The sequence below is a fragment of the Vreelandella janggokensis genome (assembly GCF_031451615.1).
In the GTDB taxonomy this organism is placed as follows: Bacteria; Pseudomonadota; Gammaproteobacteria; order Pseudomonadales; family Halomonadaceae; genus Vreelandella; species Vreelandella janggokensis.
Genome location: NZ_JARWAJ010000001.1, coordinates 268162 through 288994 on the forward strand (window position 1 = coordinate 268162; position 20833 = coordinate 288994).

The following is a 20833-nucleotide window of genomic DNA, read 5'->3' on the forward strand; positions in this document are numbered from 1 at the left end:
AATCAAACTAACACACCTGAATGACAGCGCAAATACACAAACTGGAAAAACTCAGGCCAATCACGCTATACTGTTAGGCTTGTCAGGTTTTGCATCAGTGCTTCAGGTGCTTCATTCTTCTTCGTCGAGATAGGGTTTCTATGGCTGGAAATGCACAGCAGCAGTCGCGTCTGAAGGAGTTGATCGCGCGCGGTAAGGAACAGGGTTACCTGACCTATGCCGAGGTCAACGACCATCTACCCGAGGATATCGCCGACCCGGATCAAGTGGAAGACATCATTGGCATGATCAACGACATGGGAATTAGTGTCGTTGAAGAAGCGCCAGATGAAGACACTTTGATGATGTCGGATCACTCCACGGACGAGTCCGCTGCGGAGGAGGCCGTTGCGGCCCTTGCCGCCGTGGAAAGCGACGTCGGTCGCACCACCGACCCTGTCCGCATGTACATGCGTGAGATGGGCACGGTTGAACTCTTGACCCGTGAAGGCGAGATCGAAATCGCCAAGCGGATTGAAGAGGGGACACGCGAAGTCATGTCGGCGCTGGCCTATTTGCCTGGTGCCGTGGCCTCTATTCTGGACGCCTACGACGCGACTCAGGACGAAGAGGCTCCCGGTCGGTTATCCGATCTCTTCTCTGGTTTTATCGACCCGGATGAAGGTATCCCCGGCGTGGCGGAAGCAGAAGTGCCCGAGCCTGAGCCCGTGACAGAGGTCGATGAAGACGTTGAAGGCGACGACGAAGATGATGACTCCACTGCGAGCGAAGGTGGCCCGGATCCCGAAGAGGCGCGTGCGCGCTTCGAGCAGATTCGTGAGCAGAACGCGGCGGTAGAAGCGGCCTTTGCCAAGTACGGTCGAGGAAGTGCCGAGCTGAAAGCAGAGCAGGCACGTCTGGCGGTGCTGTTCTCGCCGATCAAGCTGGTGCCCAAGCATTTCGAGCGGCTGGTGGGGCAGGTGCGCATTAGCATTGAGCAGGTGCGTGCTCAGGAAAAAGCTATCATGCAGATGTGCGTGAAGAAAGCCAAGGTGCCGCGTAAAACCTTTATCAAGTCGTTTCCGGGCAGTGAGTCAAACCCGAAATGGCTGGATGCGTTTCAGTCCGAACAGCCCAAGTACGCGGATCGCCTGGAGCCGCTGCGCGCCGATATTGCCCGCTCCCAGCGCAAGATTGCCTTTGAAGAGGACATGGTGCAGCTTAAAGTGTCTGACCTGAAAGAGGTCAACCGCAAGCTGTCGATTGGCGAAGCGAAAGCCCGTCGCGCCAAGAAAGAAATGGTGGAAGCCAACCTGCGCTTGGTGATCTCGATTGCCAAGAAGTATACCAATCGCGGTTTGCAGTTCCTGGATCTGATTCAGGAAGGTAATATTGGCCTGATGAAAGCGGTCGACAAGTTCGAATATCGCCGTGGCTACAAGTTTTCGACCTATGCCACCTGGTGGATTCGCCAAGCGATTACCCGGTCGATTGCCGACCAGGCGCGCACTATTCGTATTCCGGTGCACATGATCGAAACGATCAACAAGCTCAACCGCGTATCGCGTCAGATGCTGCAGGAAATGGGCCGCGAGCCGACACCGGAAGAGTTGGGTGAACGCTTGGAGATGCCGGAGGATAAAGTCCGCAAGGTGCTCAAGATTGCCAAAGAGCCCATCTCCATGGAGACGCCCATTGGCGATGACGACGACTCGCACCTGGGTGACTTTATCGAAGACGGCACCATGTTGCTGCCAATCGACCTGGCCACCGGTGAAGGTTTGGTCGAAGCCACACGTAATGTGTTGGGCGGCTTGACGGCGCGTGAAGCCAAAGTGCTACGCATGCGGTTTGGTATCGATATGAACACCGACCACACGCTTGAAGAGGTGGGCAAGCAGTTCGATGTGACCCGTGAGCGAATTCGCCAGATTGAAGCCAAGGCGCTTCGCAAGCTGCGTCACCCGAGTCGTTCTGAGCCACTGCGCTCGTTTCTCGACGAATAGCGCTTGGCGTCATGCGTCAAAAAAGCCCGCCGTTTTTGCAACGGCGGGCTTTTTTATGGATCCGTCGTGGGGCTAGGCGTGTTCGAGGCGCGCCTTGTGCACGCGACGGGCGAGCAGTACCAGCTCGATCATGGCGATGAGCATCAGGGAATAGCCCAGCAGTTCGACCACTTCCTCGGCGACGTCTTTGAATTCCCGCACGAAATGATCCTGGAGAACAGCTCTCCAGAAGTCCTGACGACCGTAAAGCCGCGAAAAGATATAGGTGGTCAGTACCCCGGCGGTAAACAGGCCGAACGAAAACGAGTTGCTGTAGTGCGCGAACTCGTCCAGAAAGCGGCGGCGCTGCATGACGACCCAGGCCAGCGAGGGCACCACGATGAGGGCGACAATGATTTGCCAGGTGTCATCAGCGATATACTGATCAAGAAAGGCATCCTGCTCGCGAACCAGCGACGCGCCGATAAACGCCAGCAGCAGCAGCGTCACCGTTGGCCACACCTTGAGGATATGGCGAACGTACAGCAACAGGCCGCAGCTCACGGCAAGCGTCAGGGTTTGCGTCAGCTCGGTAAAGCCAAGCTCGCTGAAACGCACCTCGGGGAGGTAGAGCGCTTCCAGGAAAGCGCCCTGGGCAATGGCGCCGATTCCCAGGGCGTAGAGAATGCCCTTGATCAAAGTAGTGCGGAACCCAAGTGGCCAGGCACGGGGAGCATCAGACATACAACATCCTTATATTGTCTAGCGCCGGGTAAGGCGGAGGTAAGCAAGCGGTTGGTCATCAAGGATGTCATTATATCGCCACTGTTTTGTGTTAGCACGCCGCGATTGCTTGAATGAGCAGATACCTATGGGGCGCTAGCGCCATTGCGTATCAGTTAACACCTGATCAATATGCTCGACAAGATAATCCACCAGTTGGCGTATCTTGGGCGAGAGGTGGCGATGACGGGGATAGACGGCCCAGACGCCGGTATCGTGATGCTGGAAGGGTTCGAGCACCGCTACCAGCTCGCCGCTGGCAAGGTAGGGCGCCACATAGTAGTCGGGCAACTGGGCGATACCCAGGCCCTTGAGCGTCGCATCGAGAAGCGCGGGCCCGGAATTGGCCTGCCAGCAACCGTTGACCTTGACTTCACGTCGCTGGCCATTGACCTCAAACAGCCAGTTGGGTCGCGAACCCACCAGGCAGCGGTGCTGGCTCAGCTCGCCCAGCGTATGCGGCCGGGTCGCCTGGCGAAAGTAGGCTTGCGAGCCGACAATATATTCGCGGCGTTTGCATAGGCGACGCGCAATCATGCTCGAATCCTTGAGCACCCCCATGCGAATCGCTATATCAAAGCCTTCGTCAATCAGCTCGACCGGACGGTTGGTAAAGTGCATCTGCACGTCCAACTGCGGGTGCAGGCACTGGAAGTCGTTGACCAGCGGCGCGATATAGCGCTCTCCAAACGTCGTCGCTGAGGTGAGTTTCAACACGCCGTGAGGTTTGCCCTGTTGTTCGCTCAACACCTGTTCGGCATCACGCAATCCGTCGAACAGGTGCCGACAGTGTTCCACATAGATAGAGCCGGCATCGGTCAAGCGGATCTGGCGGGTAGTGCGGTACAGCAACTGAACGCCCAACTGATTTTCGAGCTGGCTGACCAGGCGGCTGGTGTGAGAGGTTGATACCTTGAGGTGGCGCGCTGCCGCCGAGAAGCTTTCCAGGCGGACTACCTCAATGAAAGCTTCAATTCGATCCCAGCGCTGCATAAGGAACTTACCTGCTGTTAAATGGATTGTTGCACAGTGGCAATAATCTTATGAGTGTATCCCGGTTTATCCCTGCCGACTAGCTGACCTACACTGTGACTAGTTAGGGCATTGCGTACCAGCGTTGTAAAGTAAATGCGCAATCGCTGCGGGCAGGTTTATCGGCCGTGGCGGATTTTTTCGTAGGCTAAGGAGATGACGAGTGTCTCATCATGTATGGATTCCACGAGTAGGCAAGGCATCACTGTTGCTGGCCATGGGAACCTCGCTAAGCGCGGTGGCGGCCCCTGACCAACGGCCGGAGCAGGTATCAGGCTGGTTCAGGATGATGGTTGATGACCATGAAGTCACGGCGCTGTACGACGGCTATACGGCGATTGAAACACAACTGCTAAAAGGCATGGAGCAAGCGGAGATACGTGAGCACCTGAATGCGTTGTTCATCGACTCCGAAGATGGCGTTCAAACCGCTGTTAATGCTTTTCTGATCAATACTGGGGAGAACCTTGTTCTGGTGGATGCGGGTTCATCTACGTGTTTTGGCCCGACACTTGGGCATGTCGAAGACAACATGCGTGCGTCCGGTTACCAGCCAGAAGATGTGGATACTATCCTGATGACCCATCTTCACCCCGACCATGTTTGCGGGTTGACCCGTGACGGCGAAGCTGTTTATCCCAACGCCGAGTTGCGGGCCAGCCAGCAGGACGCCGATTTCTGGTTGAGCGAGTCGCGTGCAGAAGCGGCCGATGAAGGCCAGCGTGCCTTTTTCGAGATGGCTCAGGACGCTGTTGCGCCTTATATAGAGGATGACCGGTTCACACCGTTTGAGCCGGGTGATGAGATGCTGATGGGGATCGTGGCCGAGGATACCCATGGGCATACCCCCGGTCACACCAGCTTTATGCTGAGTGGAGACGATGATGCCATGCTGGTGTGGGGCGATGTGGTGCATAGTTACGGCGTACAGTTTGATGATCCCACGGTCGCCATCGAATTTGACTCTGACCCCGAGCAGGCCATTAAAACCCGCCAAGCCGTGCTTGAAGAGGCGGTCGAAGGCAAGCACTGGGTGGCCGGGGCGCATATGCCGTTTCCTGGCATAGGCCATATTATTCAGGATGAAGAGGGTTATCAGTGGCTACCCATTGAGTATCAACCGGTCACGTCCGACGAAGAGTGAACCATGCGCCCGGACTGAGTGGCGTGAACAGATAGGCTGTTAGAGGAGCAATAGTAATGAAGTCACGTGCGGCGGTAGCACTGGAAGCGGGCAAGCCTTTAGAGCTTGTCGAGATTGATGTAGAAGGGCCCAAAGCGGGTGAAGTGCTGGTCAAGATGGCGGCGACAAGCGTTTGCCACACGGATGCCTATACGCTTTCAGGCGCTGATCCAGAGGGGAATTTTCCTTCTGTGCTGGGCCACGAAGGTGCCGGTGTGGTGCAGGAAGTTGGCGAGGGTGTCACCAGTCTCAAGCCCGGTGATCACGTCATTCCGCTTTATACGGCCGAATGTGGACAGTGCAAGTTCTGTCTGTCGGGCAAGACGAATCTGTGCGGTAGCGTACGCGCCACCCAGGGCAAGGGGGTCATGCCCGATGGCACCTCGCGCTTTTCGCTGGATGGCAAGATGCTTCACCATTACATGGGGACGTCCACGTTCAGCGAATATACCGTGCTGCCCGAAGTATCCCTGGCAGCGGTGTCCAAAGAGGCGCCGATGGATAAAATCTGCCTGCTGGGTTGTGGCGTGACCACCGGCATTGGCGCCGTCATGAACACGGCCAAGGTGGAACCTGGCGCGACGATTGCCGTATTTGGCCTGGGCGCGATTGGCCTCGCGGTCATTCAGGGCGCGGCCATGGCCAAGGCGTCGAAAATCATTGCGATCGATGTCAATCCGGACAAATTCGAATTGGCCAAGCAGTTTGGTGCCACGGACTTCGTGAACCCGAAAGATTACAGCGATCCGATTCAGCAGGTTGTGGTGGACATGACCGATGGCGGGGTGGATTACTCCTTTGAGTGCATCGGCAACGTCAATGTCATGCGTTCTGCGCTGGAGTGCTGCCATAAAGGTTGGGGCGAATCGATCATCATTGGGGTCGCCGGTGCGGGTGAGGAAATCTCCACACGGCCTTTCCAACTGGTGACCGGTCGGGTCTGGAAAGGCTCCGCCTTTGGCGGTGTAAAAGGCCGTACCGAACTGCCGGGCTATGTAGAGCGTTATATGAACGGTGAGATCAATATCGACGACTTTATTACTCATGATATGCCGTTTGAGAAGATCAATGAGGCCTTCGATTTACTGCACGCAGGCCAGAGTATTCGTACCGTCCTGCATTACTGAGTATGATAGTGCCTACAACAAGGGGCGCGGCGGGGAGACCCGCCGCGCTTACTGCTTTAAAGGAGCCTGCTCATGAGCATGAGTGAAACCCTGGAATTAGTGTCGGCCAACCGCAGCCACGGTGGCTGGCATAAACGTTATCGGCATTACTCTCGCGCCTTGGACTGCGACATGGTGTTCGCGGTTTATTTGCCACCTCAAGCGGAGGAAGAGCGGGTGCCGCTGTTATGGTGGCTTTCGGGACTAACCTGCACCGACGAAAACTTTATGCAAAAAGCGGGTGCGCATCGCCTGGCGGCAGAACTGGGTATCGCGATCGTCTGTCCCGATACCAGCCCGCGTGGTACTGACCTGCCCGGCGAACACGATAGCTATGACCTGGGTTCCGGCGCGGGCTTTTACGTCAATGCCACCCAGGCACCGTGGAAGCCGCAATACCGTATGTACGATTATGTGATTGAGGAGCTGCCATCGGTCGTTCGTCAGCATTTTCCGGTGAACGGTCGCGAATCTATCAGCGGGCATTCGATGGGCGGCCATGGCGCACTCATCATGGCATTGCGCCATCCAGGGCGCTTTCGTTCCGTATCGGCATTTGCCCCGATCGTTAACCCGATGAATTGTCCGTGGGGAGAAAAGGCGTTTTCCAACTACCTGGGTGACGATCTGGCACAATGGCGCCAGTACGATGCCTGCGAACTGGTGGCTAACGGTGCTTCGCGGCAGCGGCTGTTTATCGACCAGGGAGAAGCCGATCAATTCCTTGAAGAGCAGCTCAAGCCCGAACGCCTTGAGACCGTGTGCGAAGCGCACGACCATCCTCTGACTCTGCGTCGGCAACCTGGCTATGACCATAGCTACTTCTTTATTGCGACCTTTATCGATGACCATCTTCGCTACCATGCCGACCACTTGTTGAAACGGTGAGGAAGCTTTCATGTTGAAACGTACGCTACGTCGCTCATTCAGTTGGCTATGGTGGTGGGTATGGCGTGGCGTATTTCTGTTTGTGGTGCTGTCAGTGAGCCTGGTGATGCTGTTTCGAGTGGTGCACCCACCGGGATCAATGGTCATGGTGGAGCGTAAAATCCAGAGCTGGATTCACAGCGAGCCGATACAGCTGCAGCGGGAATGGCGGAGCTGGCCACAACTTGCCGATTCTGCAAAAGTGGCGGTCATGGCGGCAGAAGACCAGCGGTTTCCTCATCATTACGGTTTCGATATCACTGAGCTACGCCGCGCCTTGCGGGCCAGCATGGAGGGTGGGCGCTTGAGGGGAGCCAGTACCATCAGTCAGCAAACCGCCAAGAACGTTTTTCTATGGACGGGCAGAAGCTGGGCGCGTAAAGGACTCGAAGCCTGGTTTACCGTGCTTATTGAGCTGATCTGGGGCAAACAGCGAATTCTCGAAGTCTACCTTAATGTCGCCGAGTGGGACGCCGGGGTGTTTGGGTTGGAAGCGGCCGCGCAGCACTACTTTGGTGTCCCGGCCGACGCGCTGACAGATCGCCAGGCCAGTCTGCTGGCAGCCATATTACCTAGCCCGCGAACACGCAGTGCCTCGCGTCCAAGCCCTCAGGTGGAGCAGCGAAGCCAATGGGTGCGCCAACAGATGCGTAACCTGGGTGGTGCCGACTATTTACGACACATCGTCGATTGATGACATTGTGGGGTCAGCACAGGCGGCGGCAAAGCGCCGCCTGCCTGGACCGCCTGGCTAAATCAGTCGTAAAGGGTGTCGTCGATAACCGCAAGCGCTTCCAGTTGCGGGCGGGCAAAGTAGTAACCTTGCTGTACCGGGATGCCCAACGCCATTAAGCAGCGCGATTCCTCACGGGTTTCCACGCCTTCCGCTACTAATTGAGTGCCCAGCGTATCCGCCAGGGCCACCAGACTGCGCAGAATCGCCTGACGGCGCTTGTTGCTGTTGCAGTCCATGACAATCTCACGGTCAACTTTCAAAGTGTCCGGGCGCAGGTCGGTGAGCAGATCCAGGTTTGCGTAACCGTTGCCGAAGTCATCAAGGGAGGTGGTAAAGCCCATCGCGCGGTAGCTTTCGATAATGTTACGCATGTGCTGCCGGTCCTGAACGCGCTCGGTCTCGGTGATCTCGAAGTTCAGTCGCTCGGTAGGCCATCCCACTCGCTGAGAGGTTTCCAGGGTCGCCTGGATACACGCCTCCGGCTCGTAAACAGCATTAGGCAAGAAGTTGATCGATAAGCGTGCCTGCATCCCTAGCGCGCTGGCTAATTCAATCGCTTTAATGCGACAGGCTTGATCAAACCGATAGAGCAAATCGTCGGTGACCTTTCCCAGAATCGATCCCGCCGACTCGCCATCGGGTCCCCGCACTAGCGCTTCGTAATAAATCACCTGCCGCGCAGCGACATCGACAATGGGTTGAAAGGCCATGGTGAAGGCAAAAGGCACCGGGGTATCGCACCGGTTACAGCGGCCATCCACTCGCGCGCAATGGTGATATTCAGACGTCTTCATACTAGCCCTGAGAATTTCTATATCGTTATGTTGGTGACACTTTGGCAGCGGGTTTGCGCACCGTCAGTACGACGCCGACAATGGCAATGAACATCCCGCCAAGCCCTATCCAGGAAAGCCGTTCATCGAATAGCCACCACGCTTGTAGTGCGGTAACGGGTGGCACCAGGTAAAACAGGCTTGCTACCCGAGATGCCTCGCCGCGCTTGATTAACGCCATCAACAGCAGGATAGCGGCTATCGATAGAATCAGTACTAACCAGCCCAGCGTCAAGATAAAAGTGAGTGACCAGGTGACGTCCCGGGTCTCGAATAACAGCGCCCCAATGCCCAATACCCCGCCCGCAGCCAGGTATTGAATGACGGCCCCAGAAAGCAGCGGCATACGCGTGCAAAAGCGTTTCTGGTAAAGCGTACCCAGCGAAATGCCCATTAAAGCGGCCAGGACACTCAACAAGGCACCCAGGCCAAAGCCGCTGAATAGCGATTGCCCCAGATCAATTTGGCTGCCCAACACGGCACTGATGCCGAGCAAACCCAAACCCAGCCCCAGCCATTGTTGTTTTGCCAGGCGCTCGCCCAACAGCGGGCCGGCGCAGGCCGCCGTCAGCAGGGGTTGCAGGCCGACCAACAGCGAAGCCAGGCCGGCAGGCATGCCAAGGGAAATCCCATAGAAAACGCCACCTAAGTAGGTGCCGTGAACAAGGAGACCTGAAATGGCGATATGCGTCCATAACCTGGGTGATGAAGGCCAGGATATTTTAAGTATCCATACCAGCGGCGTCAGCAGTAGCACCGTCATCACAAAGCGAATAAATAGAAGCGTGAAGGGCTCTGCGTAGGGAAGGCCGAACTTGGCGCCAATAAAGCCGGTGCTCCAAAGCAGCACAAACAGTACAGGCATGGCGAGTAATCCGAGTGACGCGGCATCCCGTTGGCGTACGAGCGATATAACACCTTTCATAAGGCTCTCAATGTCTAATTTGGCTGGGGGTGAGTGACTTGATATTCTTTTTGTTACATTACTTTACTTAAAAGGTTGAACCTCGACGCTATGTCCGCGTCACATAAACCACATCCATAACGTGTTAACCGAGGTTTTTTTATGCAACGTATGACTGCCCTGTTTTCTGCCGCACTGCTCGCCACTGGCCTGATGACGGCAACGGCTCATGCCCAGCAGGATCAAGAGTCTACGCAGGACTCAATGGCCACCCAAGAAGCAGCACCGACTCAAGATTTTTCTGATGAACAGCTGCAACAGTTTGCCGATGCGTCACAAGAAATCGCGGTCATCTCTCAGGAATACACTGAGCGTCTGCAGGAAGCCGATGATGAAGCCGCTCAGCAGGAAGTCCGCACCGAAGCCAATGACCGCATGATCGAAGTCGTCGAAGACAGTGGCCTAGATGTTGATACGTTCAACGCCATTGGTCAAACAATCCAGCAAGATCCTGAAATGATGCAGCGTGTTCAGGAAATGGCGGAATCGTAAGCAGTCTTTGAGCGTTGCACCCGCTTGTAACGTCATTCCATGGCATCGCTATGTAGCGGTTGCAAAGCCCGGCGCGAAAGCGCCGGGCTTTTTCATGGTTAGGGTTTACGCATCTTTTGCTTCGCGCCACACTTGTATAAATGCCCGTATCAACGTGGATACGAGGTCACGTTGAAGTCCGGTTATACGGTCTGGGGAGAGAGCATGGATGTCGAACTACTAGAAATACGTCAGCATATGGGGCAGCACCCCCCTTTCGATAGGCTTTCGGACAGCTTGCTGGATGAAATCGCCAGTAGCGTCGAAGTCAGTTACTTCAAGACTGGCAGCGATATTCTGGCGCTGAACGAGACGATGTCCGACCTGTGCTATATCCGTAGCGGTGCAGTCGAGGTGTATCGAAGGCAGGGTGATCTCTATAACCGGCTGGGGGAAGGCGATATCTTTGGTCACTTCAGCTTATTGCGTAACCAAAAGGTGCGCTTTCCTGCCAAAGCTATTGAAGACACGCTGCTTTACTTTATCCCCAAAACTGTATTTCAGCAGTTGTGCGAAGAAGACGAGGACTTCGCTGACTTTGTTGAAGTGGAACGTCCGCGACTGGAAACCGCCGCAGAGCAGCAAAAGAAATCCAACGACATGATGGTCACGCGGATTCGCAAGCTGGTGGCGCGTTACCCGGTTATGGTGGAAGCATCGACCACAGTGCAGCAAGCGGCTCAACAGGTCAGCCATGCACAAGCCTCAGCCGTTCTGGTGCTCAAAGAAGGCAGTACCAACCCGCGTTACAGCTTCAACGATAGCGAAGGGCAAACGTGGCAGGTGTGCGGTATCTTGACCGATAGCGACTTTCGCACCCGGGTCGTGGCTGAAGGGCTTTCGCCTCAAACGGCGGTAGGGGAGGTGGTCTCTTCACGGCTTATCACGGTTCAGTCGGACGTTTCTATCTACGAAGCGATGCTTACCATGCTGCGTAACAACGTTCATCACCTGCCGGTGCTTTATCGTCAGCGACCCATGGGGGTGGTGCACCTCTCCGATATCATTCGCTATGAAACCCACAGCGGACTTTACCTGGTGAGCAATATTTTTCACCAGTCGAGCATTGAGGGACTGGCGCGTCTGGCACCTGACGTGAGTGCCTCCTTTGTCCGGATGGTGCAGGAGGGAGCCAACTCCCACATGGTGGGCAGTGCACTCTCGACCATAGGACGCAGTTTTTCGCGCCGTCTGTTGGAGCTTGCCGAAGAAAAACTGGGACCGCCGCCGGTGGCCTACTGTTTCATGGTCAACGGGTCGATGGCACGCAATGAGCAGAGTATTGTCACCGACCAGGATAATGCGCTGATTCTGTCGGATGACTTTGTTCCCGAAGAGCACGACGACTATTTCAAGGCGCTGGCGGATTTTGTGAGTGAGGGCCTGGATGCCTGTGGTTATACCTACTGCAAGGGCGACGTGATGGCGACCAATTCACAGTGGCGCCAGCCGTTGAGTGTCTGGAAAAGCTACTTTACCGACTGGATCAATAACCCGACCCCGGAAAGGCTGTTGCACAGCTCGATCTTTTTCGATCTTGATAGCCTCTACGGCGAGGATGTTTTTGTAGAAGCGCTCCAGGATCTGATTGCTGAAAAGGCCCCGCAGTCACCGCTCTTCTTAGCCGCCATGGCGCGCAACGCCCTGAATCGAACGCCACCGCTGGGTTTTTTCCGGACCTTTGTGATGGAAAAAGACGGCAAGCATAATAACTCCATCAACTTGAAGCGCCGTGGAACAGCACCGATGGTCGATCTGATTCGCGTACATGCATTGGCCTGCGGCTCAAAAGCCCAGAACACTTTCCAACGGCTGGACGACATTGCCAATACGCAACTCCTGGCCACCGGCATGAGCGACAAGTTGAGCTATGCCTTTGAGTTCATGTGCATGTCGCGCATTCGCCATCAAGTGATCGATCTGCAGGAAGAGCGCGTACCCGACAATAATATCGAGCCGGAGAACGTGGCCGATAGTGAACGGCACAACTTGAAAGATGCCTTCCAGGTGCTCAGCAATGCGCAAAAATTTCTGAAGTTCCGCTATCCCGTGCCATCAAACCGGGCGGGTCGCTAACATGACGTTGATTCGCCCGCGCCGGAAAATCACCCAGGCAGACTGGGCACTGTACATGCAAAAGCGTGCGCCGCTGGCGCAGGATCCGGCCATTCGGCGTTTTTTCGAGACGCCACCCCCAAGCCTCGATATGCCCATTGCCGAGGTGCCGATGGTCGCGCTGGATATGGAAACCACGGGGCTAGATGAGCGTCGCCATGCCATTGTGAGTATCGGGCTGGTGCCGTTTACGTTAGGGCGCATCAAGCTTGCCGAGCGTCGCTACTGGGTGGTGAAACCGCCGCGCCCGCTTAATGAAGCCTCAATTACCTTCCACCACATCACCCACTCCGAGATAGCCAATGCCCCGGATCTGGATGCGATTATCGATCCCCTGCTGGAAGCCTTGGCAGGGCGGATCGTGGTGGTGCACTTTCGCCATATTGAACGCCCCTTTTTGGATGCGGCGATCAAGTCACGGCGAGGTGAGGGCGTCATGTTTCCGATGATTGATACGATGTCGCTTGAAGCGCGGCTTCACCGCCAGAAGCTATGGGCGCGCTTTCGTCGTTGGCTAGGGCGCCCGCCGGTCTCTATTCGTCTTGATGCCAGCCGCCGTCGCTACGGGTTGCCGAGTTACCAAGGCCATCATGCGCTGATTGATGCCATGGCGACAGCGGAGCTGTTGCAGGCACAGATTGCAACGCACTATGAGCCCAGTACACCCTTGAGAGCGCTCTGGACTTGATGCCCCAAGCGTCACCAACATCTTTCTGAGCATAAAAAAACGGGCAGCCCAAGGCTGCCCGTTCAAGTTTGATGCAAGGATCTTTTAGACGGCTTTTGGCTCGCTCATCAACCCTTTGATAATGGCATAGCAGGCCACCAGCAGGATGATCGTGAACGGGAAGCCGGTCGAGACGGCCATGGTCTGCAGCGCGGTCAGGCCACCACCCAGTAACAGCGCAATGGCGAGGGCGCCTTCGATAATCGCCCAGAACACGCGTTGCGGTTTGGGAGCATCGACCTTGCCGCCAGCGGTAATTGAGTCAATCACCAGCGAGCCTGAATCCGACGAGGTCACGAAGAACACGATGACCAGCACAATGGCCACGAACGACGTGATCTGCGACAGCGGCAGTTGCTCCAGCATGATGAACAGCTGCAGATCGATACCTGCATCGCGAACGGCGTCAATGCCCTGGCTGAGGTATTGGTTGATCGCCGTACCGCCAAAGGTGGTCATCCACAGGACTGACACGATGGAAGGCACGAGGAGGACTGATACCATGAATTCGCGCACGGTACGGCCCCGCGATACGCGGGCGATGAACATGCCGACGTACGGAGACCAGGAAATCCACCATGCCCAGTAGAAGGCCGTCCAGCCTTGGCTGAAGTTGGCATCTTCGCGGCCAAACGGATTAGACAGCGCAGGCAGGTGCACCACGTAGTTAAGCAGGTTTTCAAAGAAGCCTGTGGCAATCAGCAGCGTCGGTCCGACCGCAATGACGAAGAACAGCAAGGCGGCGGCCATGGCGATGTTGATCTTGGATAGCAGCTGTACACCTTTATCTACACCGGCCAGTATCGAGCCGATCGCGATGATCGTGATACCGATAATCAGCAGAATCATGGTGATATCGGATTCAGGTGCACCAAACAGGTAGGTCAAACCGGCAGCGGCCTGCGTGGCGCCCAGGCCTAGCGAGGTAGTTAGGCCAAACAGTGTGGCAAAAACAGCCAGAATATCGATAAGGTGACCCGGCCAGCCCCATACGCGTTCGCCCAGAAGGGGGTAAAATACCGAGCGCATGGACAGCGGAAGCCCTTTATTGAACGCAAACAGCGCAAGGGACAATGCTACCACGGCGTAGATCGCCCACGGGTGGAGGCCCCAGTGGAAAATCGTCGCTGCCATGCCCAAGGCGGCTGCGCCTGCTTCGTCGCCTTCGGCACCGCCCAGCGGTGCCCAACTGCCACCGTCAAAAGACGTGCCAAAGTGGGTCAATGGCTCATTGACGCCGTAGAACATCAGACCAATGCCCATGCCAGCGGCAAACAGCATCGAGAACCAGCCCATATAAGTAAAATCAGGTTTGGCATTGGCACCGCCAATCCGGATTTTGCCTAATGGGGAAATGATCAGGCCGATACACAGGATGACGAATATGTTGGCCGCCAGGATAAAGAACCAGGCGAGATTGCCTGTCAGGAAGCTGAAGACTGAGTCATAAATTGGCGCGATGGTGTCTTGAAGGGCCAACGTGAGTATGACGAAAAGCAGTACGACGATGGAAGAAATGGTGAAAACCTTGCCGTGCAGGTCAAGGTTAACCCCCATCGTTTTGGTCGTGATGTTGTCCTGGCCGATAACGTAATCGGTATCGATCAGGTTGGCTGGCCCCTCCGGAGCAGGAATCCCTTCCGAAGGAGCGTTCTCATCTGGCGATTGGTCTTGCGATTTGTTATCCACAAAGTTGCTCCCTTATTTATTTACAACAATACGTCGCTTTATTTGCTCGGGCGAAGCAGGAAGACGGAGGCGTCGGTGTGTGTGGCTACCTTGCCGCCATGAGAGGGCATGACAATATCCAGATGGCGTGGCAAATGGGTCGCCATCATGACCAGATCCGCGCCCGTTTCATCGATCGCTTTCACCAACAAGTCGTCAACATTGGCAACCGGGTCGGTCGAGCTATAGACCTTGATGCTGACGGGCTGCCCATGAACCTTATGACGGTCCTGAGCGAAGGCGTCCAGCTTTTGTTCGTACTCTTGGGGTGTGCGGGCGATGCTGGTAGGGGTGTTGGCCGTAACGCCGACGTAGGTAATTTTCGCGTCATACTGTTTGGCCATGTCCGCGACAACGCTTAAAGCGGGCTCCAGCGTTTCCAGGTGGGCAAGATCCACGGGCACCATAATGTTCTTAAACACGTCAATCTCCTCACTATACTTTTGTAATGATCAACATTAGTCAAATATATGCCGGTCATCGCTATGGTTTAGACGAGATGTAAACAACTGAACTGGTGCGCAAGGTACGCACCAGTTCATCTCTTCTATCTACCAGGCAGGGGATTAGTTGTTAATCCATTCCTCTACTACGTCCTGGTTATCTTCAACCCACTGTTTGGCATTTTCGTATGGGTTGCTGTCTTCTTCCTGGTTCATGAGCATGACCTCGCCCATCTGTTCAGGTGTCCACTCGAAAGCATCGAGAATGGCATAGGCTTCCGGCATGTCGTCTTTCAGGCCATCGCGCACGACAGTGTGAATCTGCTCGGCGCCACCATAGACGTTTTCCGGGTCTTCCAGGTATTTCACGTCAAAGCGGGCGAACATCCAGTGCGGTGTCCAGCCTGTAACGACGATGTCTTCCTCGTTTTCAATAGCGCTTGAGAGTGCGGCGGTCATGGTGGCGCCGCTGCCGCTGCGCAATTGAAGATCAAGATCATAGGTATCCACAACCTCTTCGGTGAGGGACATCAGGCCCGCACCAGGATCAATACCGATAATCTCGCCGTTAAAGTCATCGGCGTTGTCGTTCAGTTCAGCGATGGAATCGACATCGGTGTACTCAGGAACCACCAGGCCCAGCTTGGTGCCATTCAGGTTTTGACCGAGGTCTTCAACGTTGTCGCCAACGCGTTCCATATAGTTCTCATGGGTCGAAGGCAACCAGGCAGCCACAATAGCGTCGGCATCCCCGGTAGACAGTGCCTGGAACATGGCAGCCGCCGAGAGAGATGTCATCTCGACGTCGTAGCCTTCTTGCTCAAGTACAGCGCGTACCACGTTGGTTGACGCGACTTCAGACGACCACTCGACATAAGCCAGGTTGATAGTGCCTTTATCCTGAGCCTGAACCATGCCACCAGCGGCAAGGCCAGCGCCTGAGATGAGTGCCAAAGAGGCGAGACGGATACGGCGATTCAACATACGAGTTTTCATTCACTTGCTCCCTTAGATGGAGAGGTAGTAATTAGCTACCTCAGACAACGTCGTGGTTACTTCGTATCACTCACAGCATGGGCATGTATCCCATGCTGTGCAAGTCCTACCAGCTTAACGCCGGTGTCGTAAAAGGCCAGTAGGCGCTTTTAACGGCGCGCCTTACTGAACGATTGGGTCAAGCGATCAAGCACCATGGCGAGAATAACAACCGCAATACCGGCTTCAAAGCCGTCACCCGGACGAAGACGTTGGATGGCACGCCATACTTCGCTGCCCAAACCGTCCGCACCGATCATGGCGGCAATGACCACCATGGAGAGCGCCAGCATGATCGTTTGGTTAATACCCGCCATGACGGTTGGAAGTGACAACGGTAGCTGTACTTTGAAAAGCTTCTGGCTGCGAGTTGCCCCGTAGGCGTCGGCGGCCTCAATCAGCTCCACTGGCACCTGGCGAATACCGAGGGTGGTGAAGCGAATCGCTGGTGGCATCGAGAAAATCACGGTAGCAAAGATGGCCGAGACTGAACCGATCCCGAAAAACGGGATGGCCGGAATCAAGTAAACAAACGCCGGCATGGTCTGCATGAAATCGAGGATTGGCATGATGACGCGGTACAGGCGTTGGGATAGCGCGGCGGCAATGCCAACCGGAATCGCCATGACCACGGCCACCAGCGTGGCAATCACCACCAGCGTCAAGGTTTCGATCATTGGATCCCAGAGGCCAAGGTTCCATATCAAGGCCATCCCAGCGGCCGCGCCGATGGCGAGGCGAGGTGATGCGGCTTTCCAGCACAGCAGCGCGATAATGGCCAGTAATGCCCATGGTGGGAGCCACATAAGACCATCATTGAGGCCGCCGATACCGGTTTGCGTAACGCGAGAAATAGCGCGTGTGATCAGCGAGTATTCGCTGGTCAGCCAGGTCAGGCTGCTTTCAATCCAGTAACCTAACGGAATGCTTGGAATATCCATGATTATTCTCCTGCCCGAGCGAGTTCATCGAGTACTGCCCCTTTCACCACGACGCCGAGCAGCCGTTGCTGTTCGTCTATGACGGCGATTGGGAAGCTCTTGTCGTTGAACATGGCGAACAGGTTATGAAGCGGTTCGTCAGTGGTGACTTTTCGAAAGTCCTGGGTCAAGTAATCGGTAATGGTATCGGCACCTGCCTCGATAGCGCGGCTTGCCTCCTCGGCTTCCAGAAGCCCGAGCAGTTTACGGTCCCTGTCGGTCACGTAAATCGAGTCGACGCTGTTTTCACGCATGCGGTGTAATGCGGTGCGAGGTCCATCGCTTTCCCGGGCGGTCGTGCGCACCGGGCGCATGGCACTCTCGGCCGTCAGGATGCGCGAGCGATCTACACCCTCGATAAAGCGGCGCACATAGTCGTCGGCCGGCTTGGTCAGGATGTCTTCAGGAGTACCGATCTGCACAACTTCACCGTCCTTCAGCAGCACGATGCGGTCGCCGATATTCAGCGCTTCGTCCAGGTCGTGAGTAATGAAGACGGTGGTTTTTTGCATTCTGGACTGCAACTGCAGGAGTTCCTGCTGCATATCCTTACGAATCAAGGGGTCCAACGCCGAGAAAGCTTCGTCCATCAACAGGACGCTGGCATCGTTTGCCAGGGCCCGGGCAAGACCAACCCGCTGCTGCATACCGCCGGATAGCTGGTTGGGATACGCATCTTCCCAACCATCCAGGCCTACCTGGGTGAGTGACTCGCGCGCCTTTTGATCGCGTTCAGCGGGCGCGATGCCGCGAATTTCCAAGCCAAACTGAGCGTTTTGCAACACCGTTTTGTGGGGAAAGAGGGCGAAATTCTGGAACACCATTGAAAAGTGCCGACGACGGCACTCAAGCAACGCTTTCTCGCTCAGCGTAGGGATGTGTTCATCGTCGATGACAATGTCCCCTTCGCTGGTGTCGATGAGCCGGTTAAGGCAGCGAATCAGGGTGGATTTGCCCGACCCTGAAAGCCCCATGATGACCAGTAGCTCGCCTTCATAAACATCGAAAGAGATGTCGGAAAGCCCCAGTGTTTGGCCTGTCTTTTCAAGAATTTCAGGGCGTTTTAAACCCTGATCGCGAAGCTTAAGCGCGCTTTTTGGGTTTTTACCAAAGACCTTGCTTACGCCTCGCACCTGAATTTTGACGTTTCGTGTCTCGTCCATCGGCGATGCCTTTTGTTAATTGGGCTAGGTGTTGATGCCTGTTTGGGCACAAAAAATGACCCATAAGGCCAGCGAACACCCTCACCCATAAGTAGAAATAGGGGATGAAGTACTAAAGGATTACCAATTATTATACATAAGTGCTTTGGGTGTGTCACAACGCCTCGTCTTGAGCGGCTGCATAGTGTCTCATGTGTCATTTTTTACCCACCGCTCAGCGATTAATCAGACTGGAAAAATATATCATTTTAAATATTAAGTAATTGATTTTTATATATTTTGTTTTTATAGGGTAATCTTGGCATAAAATCTGTAATTCATTCTCTAAACCTGATCAATCTAGACATTATTCAAAAACTAAACGAGTGGTAAACGTTTAATTAAACGCAACGTAAACGCATGAGCAGTAAGCAGCCGGCACAGGTGCAGATTGAACATCGCTGTCTGTGAACTTGTTGCTCAATGCCGACGTCGACGTCACAAGGCAGTAACGTCCCAAGCTGGAATGGAGTAAGCGCGTGAAATTCTATCGTTTTAATGGCCAGTCAAGTGTCCTGACAGCTTTGCTTTTGAGCGGCGTGTTACTGGCAGGCTGCGGTCAGGAAGAAGAGGCAGATGGCACAGCAGTGCCAGAGGAAACAACCCAGGATCAGCAGAGTAGCGAAGCAGCCGACGGAGCTTCCACCCAAGATGATCAATTCGTTTCTGAGCAGGAAAATGATCCGGCGATGGAAAGCGAAGCAAGCATGCAAGGTGAATCGGGAATGGAAGGCGAATCCGCTGGCACTGAGCCCGCACAAGAAGGCGAGCCATTGGCAGGTGACGCCACTGAAGAGCCAGGCTTTGGCGATGGGACGGATCCCATGCCAGGTGACGGCGAGGATGCAAGCGATCTGTCAGCAAATGACTCGGCCAGCGATGATAGTAACGGTGGCGATCAGTCAGAAAACGCGGATAGCGAGGAAGAGGATAGCAGCAGTCAGTAAACCAGTTTAGTTATCAAGTCCCTACGATGGTAAACCGTCCAACTGTTTGTTCCCTGCGGTTGTCTTCACGGTTTATCATCCTTTCAGCCCCCGCGCCCGCGGGGGTTTTTTTTAGCTGTCTGTTGTTATTCATGACTCTTCGCTATCTTCCAGGCGACGGTAAAGCGTGCGGCGGGCGATGCCCAGTACTTCTGCGGTGCGCCGTTTGTTGCCGCCTGTCGCTTCCAATACCTTTCGGATATAACGCTTCTCCACTTCTTCCAGGCTGGGCCAGGGAGCCGCTGTTGCCGTTGGCATTCTGGGTGTGGGTAGCACTTCACCGGTAACCGTCGCGGTCGTCTGGGCTGCATCCTGAGAGATGTGTTCGCGCAGTCGTTCAGGCAGATGCTGATGGTGTAGCGTGCCATCTTCACTGAGCGTAACGGCGCGCATAATCGCATTTTCAAGCTCGCGTACGTTACCTGGGTAAGGGTAGTGGAGCAGGCAATGGAGCGCATTGGGTTCGATTTGCTCAATCTGTTTTTGCTGCGCATCGGCATGCTTGTCGATCAGCGTGAATACCAGATGTTCAATGTCGGGACCACGTTCCCGCAGAGGGGGAATGCGTAACGAGAAGGTTTCCAACCGGTAGAATAGATCGCTTCGAAAGTTGGCCTGCTCGATTTCCTTTTCCAGATGCCGGTGTGTGGCGGCAATGATCCGTACATCGACCGGTTCTTCGCGCTCGCCGCCAACGGGGCGGACGGTTTTTTCCTGCAGCGCGCGGAGCAGTTTTGCCTGGAGATTGATCGGCATTTCACCGATTTCATCCAGGAAGAGACTGCCTCCCTGAGCACTGTGAAACAGGCCCTGTCGCGCCTCGTTGGCACCGGTAAAGGCCCCTTTAACGTGACCAAAAAACTCACTTTCCATCAGTTCAGCGGGAATGCTGGCGCAATTGACCGCCACAAAAGGCGCATCGTGACGCCAGCTTTCCTGGTGAATCGCCTGGGCCAAAAGTTCCTTGCCGGTGCCGCTTTCTCCGAGCAGTAGGATGGGGGCATCGCTTTTTGCCAAGCGTGAGGCATCATTAAAAAGCGCCCGCATCGCGTCGCTTTGGCCCACAATGCCATGAAAATGGCTAGTATCAGTGGCGTGGGACACCGCCAGGCGCTGGCGTTCCAGCACGCGAAATACCGATTCACGTATGGCGTCAAGATCCAGCGGCTTGGTCAGGAAATCGTCGGCCCCGAGCTTGAGCGCTTCAACGGCCTGATCGATAGTTCCAAAGGCCGTAATCACAATAATGCCCAGCTCACTGCCCTGGTGACGTAGCTGTTGAAGCAATTGAATGCCGCTCATACCGGGCAGGCGGACATCGGTAATAATCAGGGATACGGCCGTATGGCTTAGCAGGGCGAGGGCATCCTCGGCGCTGGAAACGCCGTGGGTAGTGTAACCCGCGTCCTGTAGCTCTTCTTCCAGCAGCTCGCGTATGGCGCTGTCATCTTCCACTACCAACAAAGGTAAAAAATGTTCCGGATGCTTCACAGACATG

19 protein-coding genes are annotated in these 20833 nt (G+C 55.2%); 9 read left to right on the forward strand and 10 right to left on the reverse strand.

The annotated features are described in order from the left end of the window. Nucleotides 1-140 precede the first annotated feature (140 nt). Nucleotides 141-1985, forward strand: a complete 1845-nt coding sequence (gene rpoD, locus QC816_RS01275; protein ID WP_309780615.1) for an RNA polymerase sigma factor RpoD — start codon at nucleotides 141-143, stop codon at nucleotides 1983-1985. Nucleotides 1986-2057: 72 nt separating this feature from the next. Here rpoD and QC816_RS01280 read toward each other — a convergent pair whose 3' ends face one another. Then, a complete protein-coding gene (locus tag QC816_RS01280; RefSeq protein ID WP_309780616.1) occupies nucleotides 2058-2708 on the reverse strand; it encodes a hypothetical protein in 651 nt (216 codons plus the stop codon). A 135-nt stretch (nucleotides 2709-2843) separates the two neighbouring features. Then, entirely contained in the window at nucleotides 2844-3740 is an 897-nt protein-coding gene (locus tag QC816_RS01285) for a LysR substrate-binding domain-containing protein (protein ID WP_309780617.1), read from the reverse strand. A gap of 202 nt (nucleotides 3741-3942) precedes the next feature. On the opposite strand from QC816_RS01285, the gene QC816_RS01290 reads away from it, so the two are divergent. The 4 genes from QC816_RS01290 (at nucleotide 3943) to mtgA (ending at nucleotide 7749) form a co-directional block, all read left to right on the forward strand. Then, a complete protein-coding gene (locus QC816_RS01290; protein ID WP_309780618.1) occupies nucleotides 3943-4923 on the forward strand; it encodes an MBL fold metallo-hydrolase in 981 nt (326 codons plus the stop codon). 56 nt (nucleotides 4924-4979) lie between these two features. Beyond that, entirely contained in the window at nucleotides 4980-6089 is a 1110-nt protein-coding gene (locus tag QC816_RS01295) for an S-(hydroxymethyl)glutathione dehydrogenase/class III alcohol dehydrogenase (RefSeq protein WP_085917237.1), read from the forward strand. Nucleotides 6090-6161: 72 nt separating this feature from the next. Next, nucleotides 6162-7016, forward strand: coding sequence for an S-formylglutathione hydrolase (gene fghA / locus QC816_RS01300; RefSeq protein ID WP_085917238.1), 855 nt, complete (start codon nucleotides 6162-6164; stop codon nucleotides 7014-7016). Nucleotides 7017-7026: 10 nt separating this feature from the next. Next, nucleotides 7027-7749, forward strand: a complete 723-nt coding sequence (gene mtgA / locus QC816_RS01305; protein ID WP_199283887.1) for a monofunctional biosynthetic peptidoglycan transglycosylase — start codon at nucleotides 7027-7029, stop codon at nucleotides 7747-7749. Between the two features lie 62 nt (nucleotides 7750-7811). Here the strand turns inward: mtgA and QC816_RS01310 are convergent, their stop codons facing one another. Then, nucleotides 7812-8585 (reverse strand): EAL domain-containing protein, encoded by a 774-nt coding sequence (locus tag QC816_RS01310; RefSeq protein WP_441316940.1) that lies wholly within the window; start codon nucleotides 8583-8585, stop codon nucleotides 7812-7814. A gap of 25 nt (nucleotides 8586-8610) precedes the next feature. Further along, on the reverse strand, nucleotides 8611-9549 hold the full coding sequence (locus tag QC816_RS01315) for a DMT family transporter (RefSeq protein WP_309780619.1): 939 nt from the start codon (nucleotides 9547-9549) through the stop codon (nucleotides 8611-8613). A gap of 141 nt (nucleotides 9550-9690) precedes the next feature. On the opposite strand from QC816_RS01315, the gene QC816_RS01320 reads away from it, so the two are divergent. The 3 genes from QC816_RS01320 to QC816_RS01330 all read left to right on the forward strand — a co-directional run bounded on the left by QC816_RS01320 (nucleotide 9691) and on the right by QC816_RS01330 (nucleotide 12922). Further along, complete coding sequence (locus tag QC816_RS01320; RefSeq protein ID WP_085917241.1) at nucleotides 9691-10080, forward strand: DUF4168 domain-containing protein; 390 nt, start codon at nucleotides 9691-9693, stop codon at nucleotides 10078-10080. Between the two features lie 204 nt (nucleotides 10081-10284). Continuing rightward, nucleotides 10285-12195 carry a DUF294 nucleotidyltransferase-like domain-containing protein gene (locus QC816_RS01325; RefSeq protein WP_268901981.1) on the forward strand — a complete coding sequence of 637 codons (1911 nt, stop codon included), beginning with the start codon at nucleotides 10285-10287 and terminating at the stop codon, nucleotides 12193-12195. Nucleotide 12196: 1 nt separating this feature from the next. Further along, complete coding sequence (locus QC816_RS01330; protein ID WP_264823569.1) at nucleotides 12197-12922, forward strand: 3'-5' exonuclease; 726 nt, start codon at nucleotides 12197-12199, stop codon at nucleotides 12920-12922. A gap of 84 nt (nucleotides 12923-13006) precedes the next feature. On the opposite strand, the gene QC816_RS01335 is transcribed toward QC816_RS01330, so the two are convergent. From QC816_RS01335 to QC816_RS01355, 5 genes are all read right to left on the reverse strand, one after another. Then, nucleotides 13007-14650 carry a BCCT family transporter gene (locus QC816_RS01335; protein WP_199283884.1) on the reverse strand — a complete coding sequence of 548 codons (1644 nt, stop codon included), beginning with the start codon at nucleotides 14648-14650 and terminating at the stop codon, nucleotides 13007-13009. Between the two features lie 38 nt (nucleotides 14651-14688). Further along, nucleotides 14689-15111 carry a universal stress protein gene (locus tag QC816_RS01340; protein ID WP_085917245.1) on the reverse strand — a complete coding sequence of 141 codons (423 nt, stop codon included), beginning with the start codon at nucleotides 15109-15111 and terminating at the stop codon, nucleotides 14689-14691. A 144-nt stretch (nucleotides 15112-15255) separates the two neighbouring features. Beyond that, complete coding sequence (locus tag QC816_RS01345) at nucleotides 15256-16128, reverse strand: glycine betaine ABC transporter substrate-binding protein (RefSeq protein WP_309780620.1); 873 nt, start codon at nucleotides 16126-16128, stop codon at nucleotides 15256-15258. 149 nt (nucleotides 16129-16277) lie between these two features. Further along, a complete protein-coding gene (locus QC816_RS01350) occupies nucleotides 16278-17108 on the reverse strand; it encodes an ABC transporter permease (RefSeq protein ID WP_199283882.1) in 831 nt (276 codons plus the stop codon). A gap of 2 nt (nucleotides 17109-17110) precedes the next feature. After that, nucleotides 17111-18310 (reverse strand): quaternary amine ABC transporter ATP-binding protein, encoded by a 1200-nt coding sequence (locus tag QC816_RS01355; protein ID WP_085917248.1) that lies wholly within the window; start codon nucleotides 18308-18310, stop codon nucleotides 17111-17113. Nucleotides 18311-18828: 518 nt separating this feature from the next. Here QC816_RS01355 and QC816_RS01360 point away from each other — a divergent pair. After that, nucleotides 18829-19296 (forward strand): hypothetical protein, encoded by a 468-nt coding sequence (locus tag QC816_RS01360; protein WP_309780621.1) that lies wholly within the window; start codon nucleotides 18829-18831, stop codon nucleotides 19294-19296. A 129-nt stretch (nucleotides 19297-19425) separates the two neighbouring features. Here the strand turns inward: QC816_RS01360 and QC816_RS01365 are convergent, their stop codons facing one another. Further along, a complete protein-coding gene (locus QC816_RS01365) occupies nucleotides 19426-20832 on the reverse strand; it encodes a sigma-54-dependent transcriptional regulator (RefSeq protein ID WP_309780622.1) in 1407 nt (468 codons plus the stop codon). Nucleotide 20833: the final 1 nt, after the last annotated feature.

Bases quoted from the DNA above. Each gene is read 5' to 3' on its own strand.
- rpoD (WP_309780615.1), top strand. From the start codon at position 141: ATGGCTGGAAATGCACAGCAGCAGTCGCGTCTGAAGGAGTTGATCGCG.
- QC816_RS01280 (WP_309780616.1), bottom strand. From the start codon at position 2,708: ATGTCTGATGCTCCCCGTGCCTGGCCACTTGGGTTCCGCACTACTTTG.
- QC816_RS01285 (WP_309780617.1), bottom strand. From the start codon at position 3,740: ATGCAGCGCTGGGATCGAATTGAAGCTTTCATTGAGGTAGTCCGCCTG.
- QC816_RS01295 (WP_085917237.1), top strand. From the start codon at position 4,980: ATGAAGTCACGTGCGGCGGTAGCACTGGAAGCGGGCAAGCCTTTAGAG.
- fghA (WP_085917238.1), top strand. From the start codon at position 6,162: ATGAGCATGAGTGAAACCCTGGAATTAGTGTCGGCCAACCGCAGCCAC.
- mtgA (WP_199283887.1), top strand. From the start codon at position 7,027: ATGTTGAAACGTACGCTACGTCGCTCATTCAGTTGGCTATGGTGGTGG.
- QC816_RS01310 (WP_441316940.1), bottom strand. From the start codon at position 8,585: ATGAAGACGTCTGAATATCACCATTGCGCGCGAGTGGATGGCCGCTGT.
- QC816_RS01315 (WP_309780619.1), bottom strand. From the start codon at position 9,549: ATGAAAGGTGTTATATCGCTCGTACGCCAACGGGATGCCGCGTCACTC.
- QC816_RS01320 (WP_085917241.1), top strand. From the start codon at position 9,691: ATGCAACGTATGACTGCCCTGTTTTCTGCCGCACTGCTCGCCACTGGC.
- QC816_RS01325 (WP_268901981.1), top strand. From the start codon at position 10,285: ATGGATGTCGAACTACTAGAAATACGTCAGCATATGGGGCAGCACCCC.
- QC816_RS01330 (WP_264823569.1), top strand. From the start codon at position 12,197: ATGACGTTGATTCGCCCGCGCCGGAAAATCACCCAGGCAGACTGGGCA.
- QC816_RS01345 (WP_309780620.1), bottom strand. From the start codon at position 16,128: ATGAAAACTCGTATGTTGAATCGCCGTATCCGTCTCGCCTCTTTGGCA.
- QC816_RS01350 (WP_199283882.1), bottom strand. From the start codon at position 17,108: ATGGATATTCCAAGCATTCCGTTAGGTTACTGGATTGAAAGCAGCCTG.
- QC816_RS01355 (WP_085917248.1), bottom strand. From the start codon at position 18,310: ATGGACGAGACACGAAACGTCAAAATTCAGGTGCGAGGCGTAAGCAAG.
- QC816_RS01365 (WP_309780622.1), bottom strand. From the start codon at position 20,832: ATGTCTGTGAAGCATCCGGAACATTTTTTACCTTTGTTGGTAGTGGAA.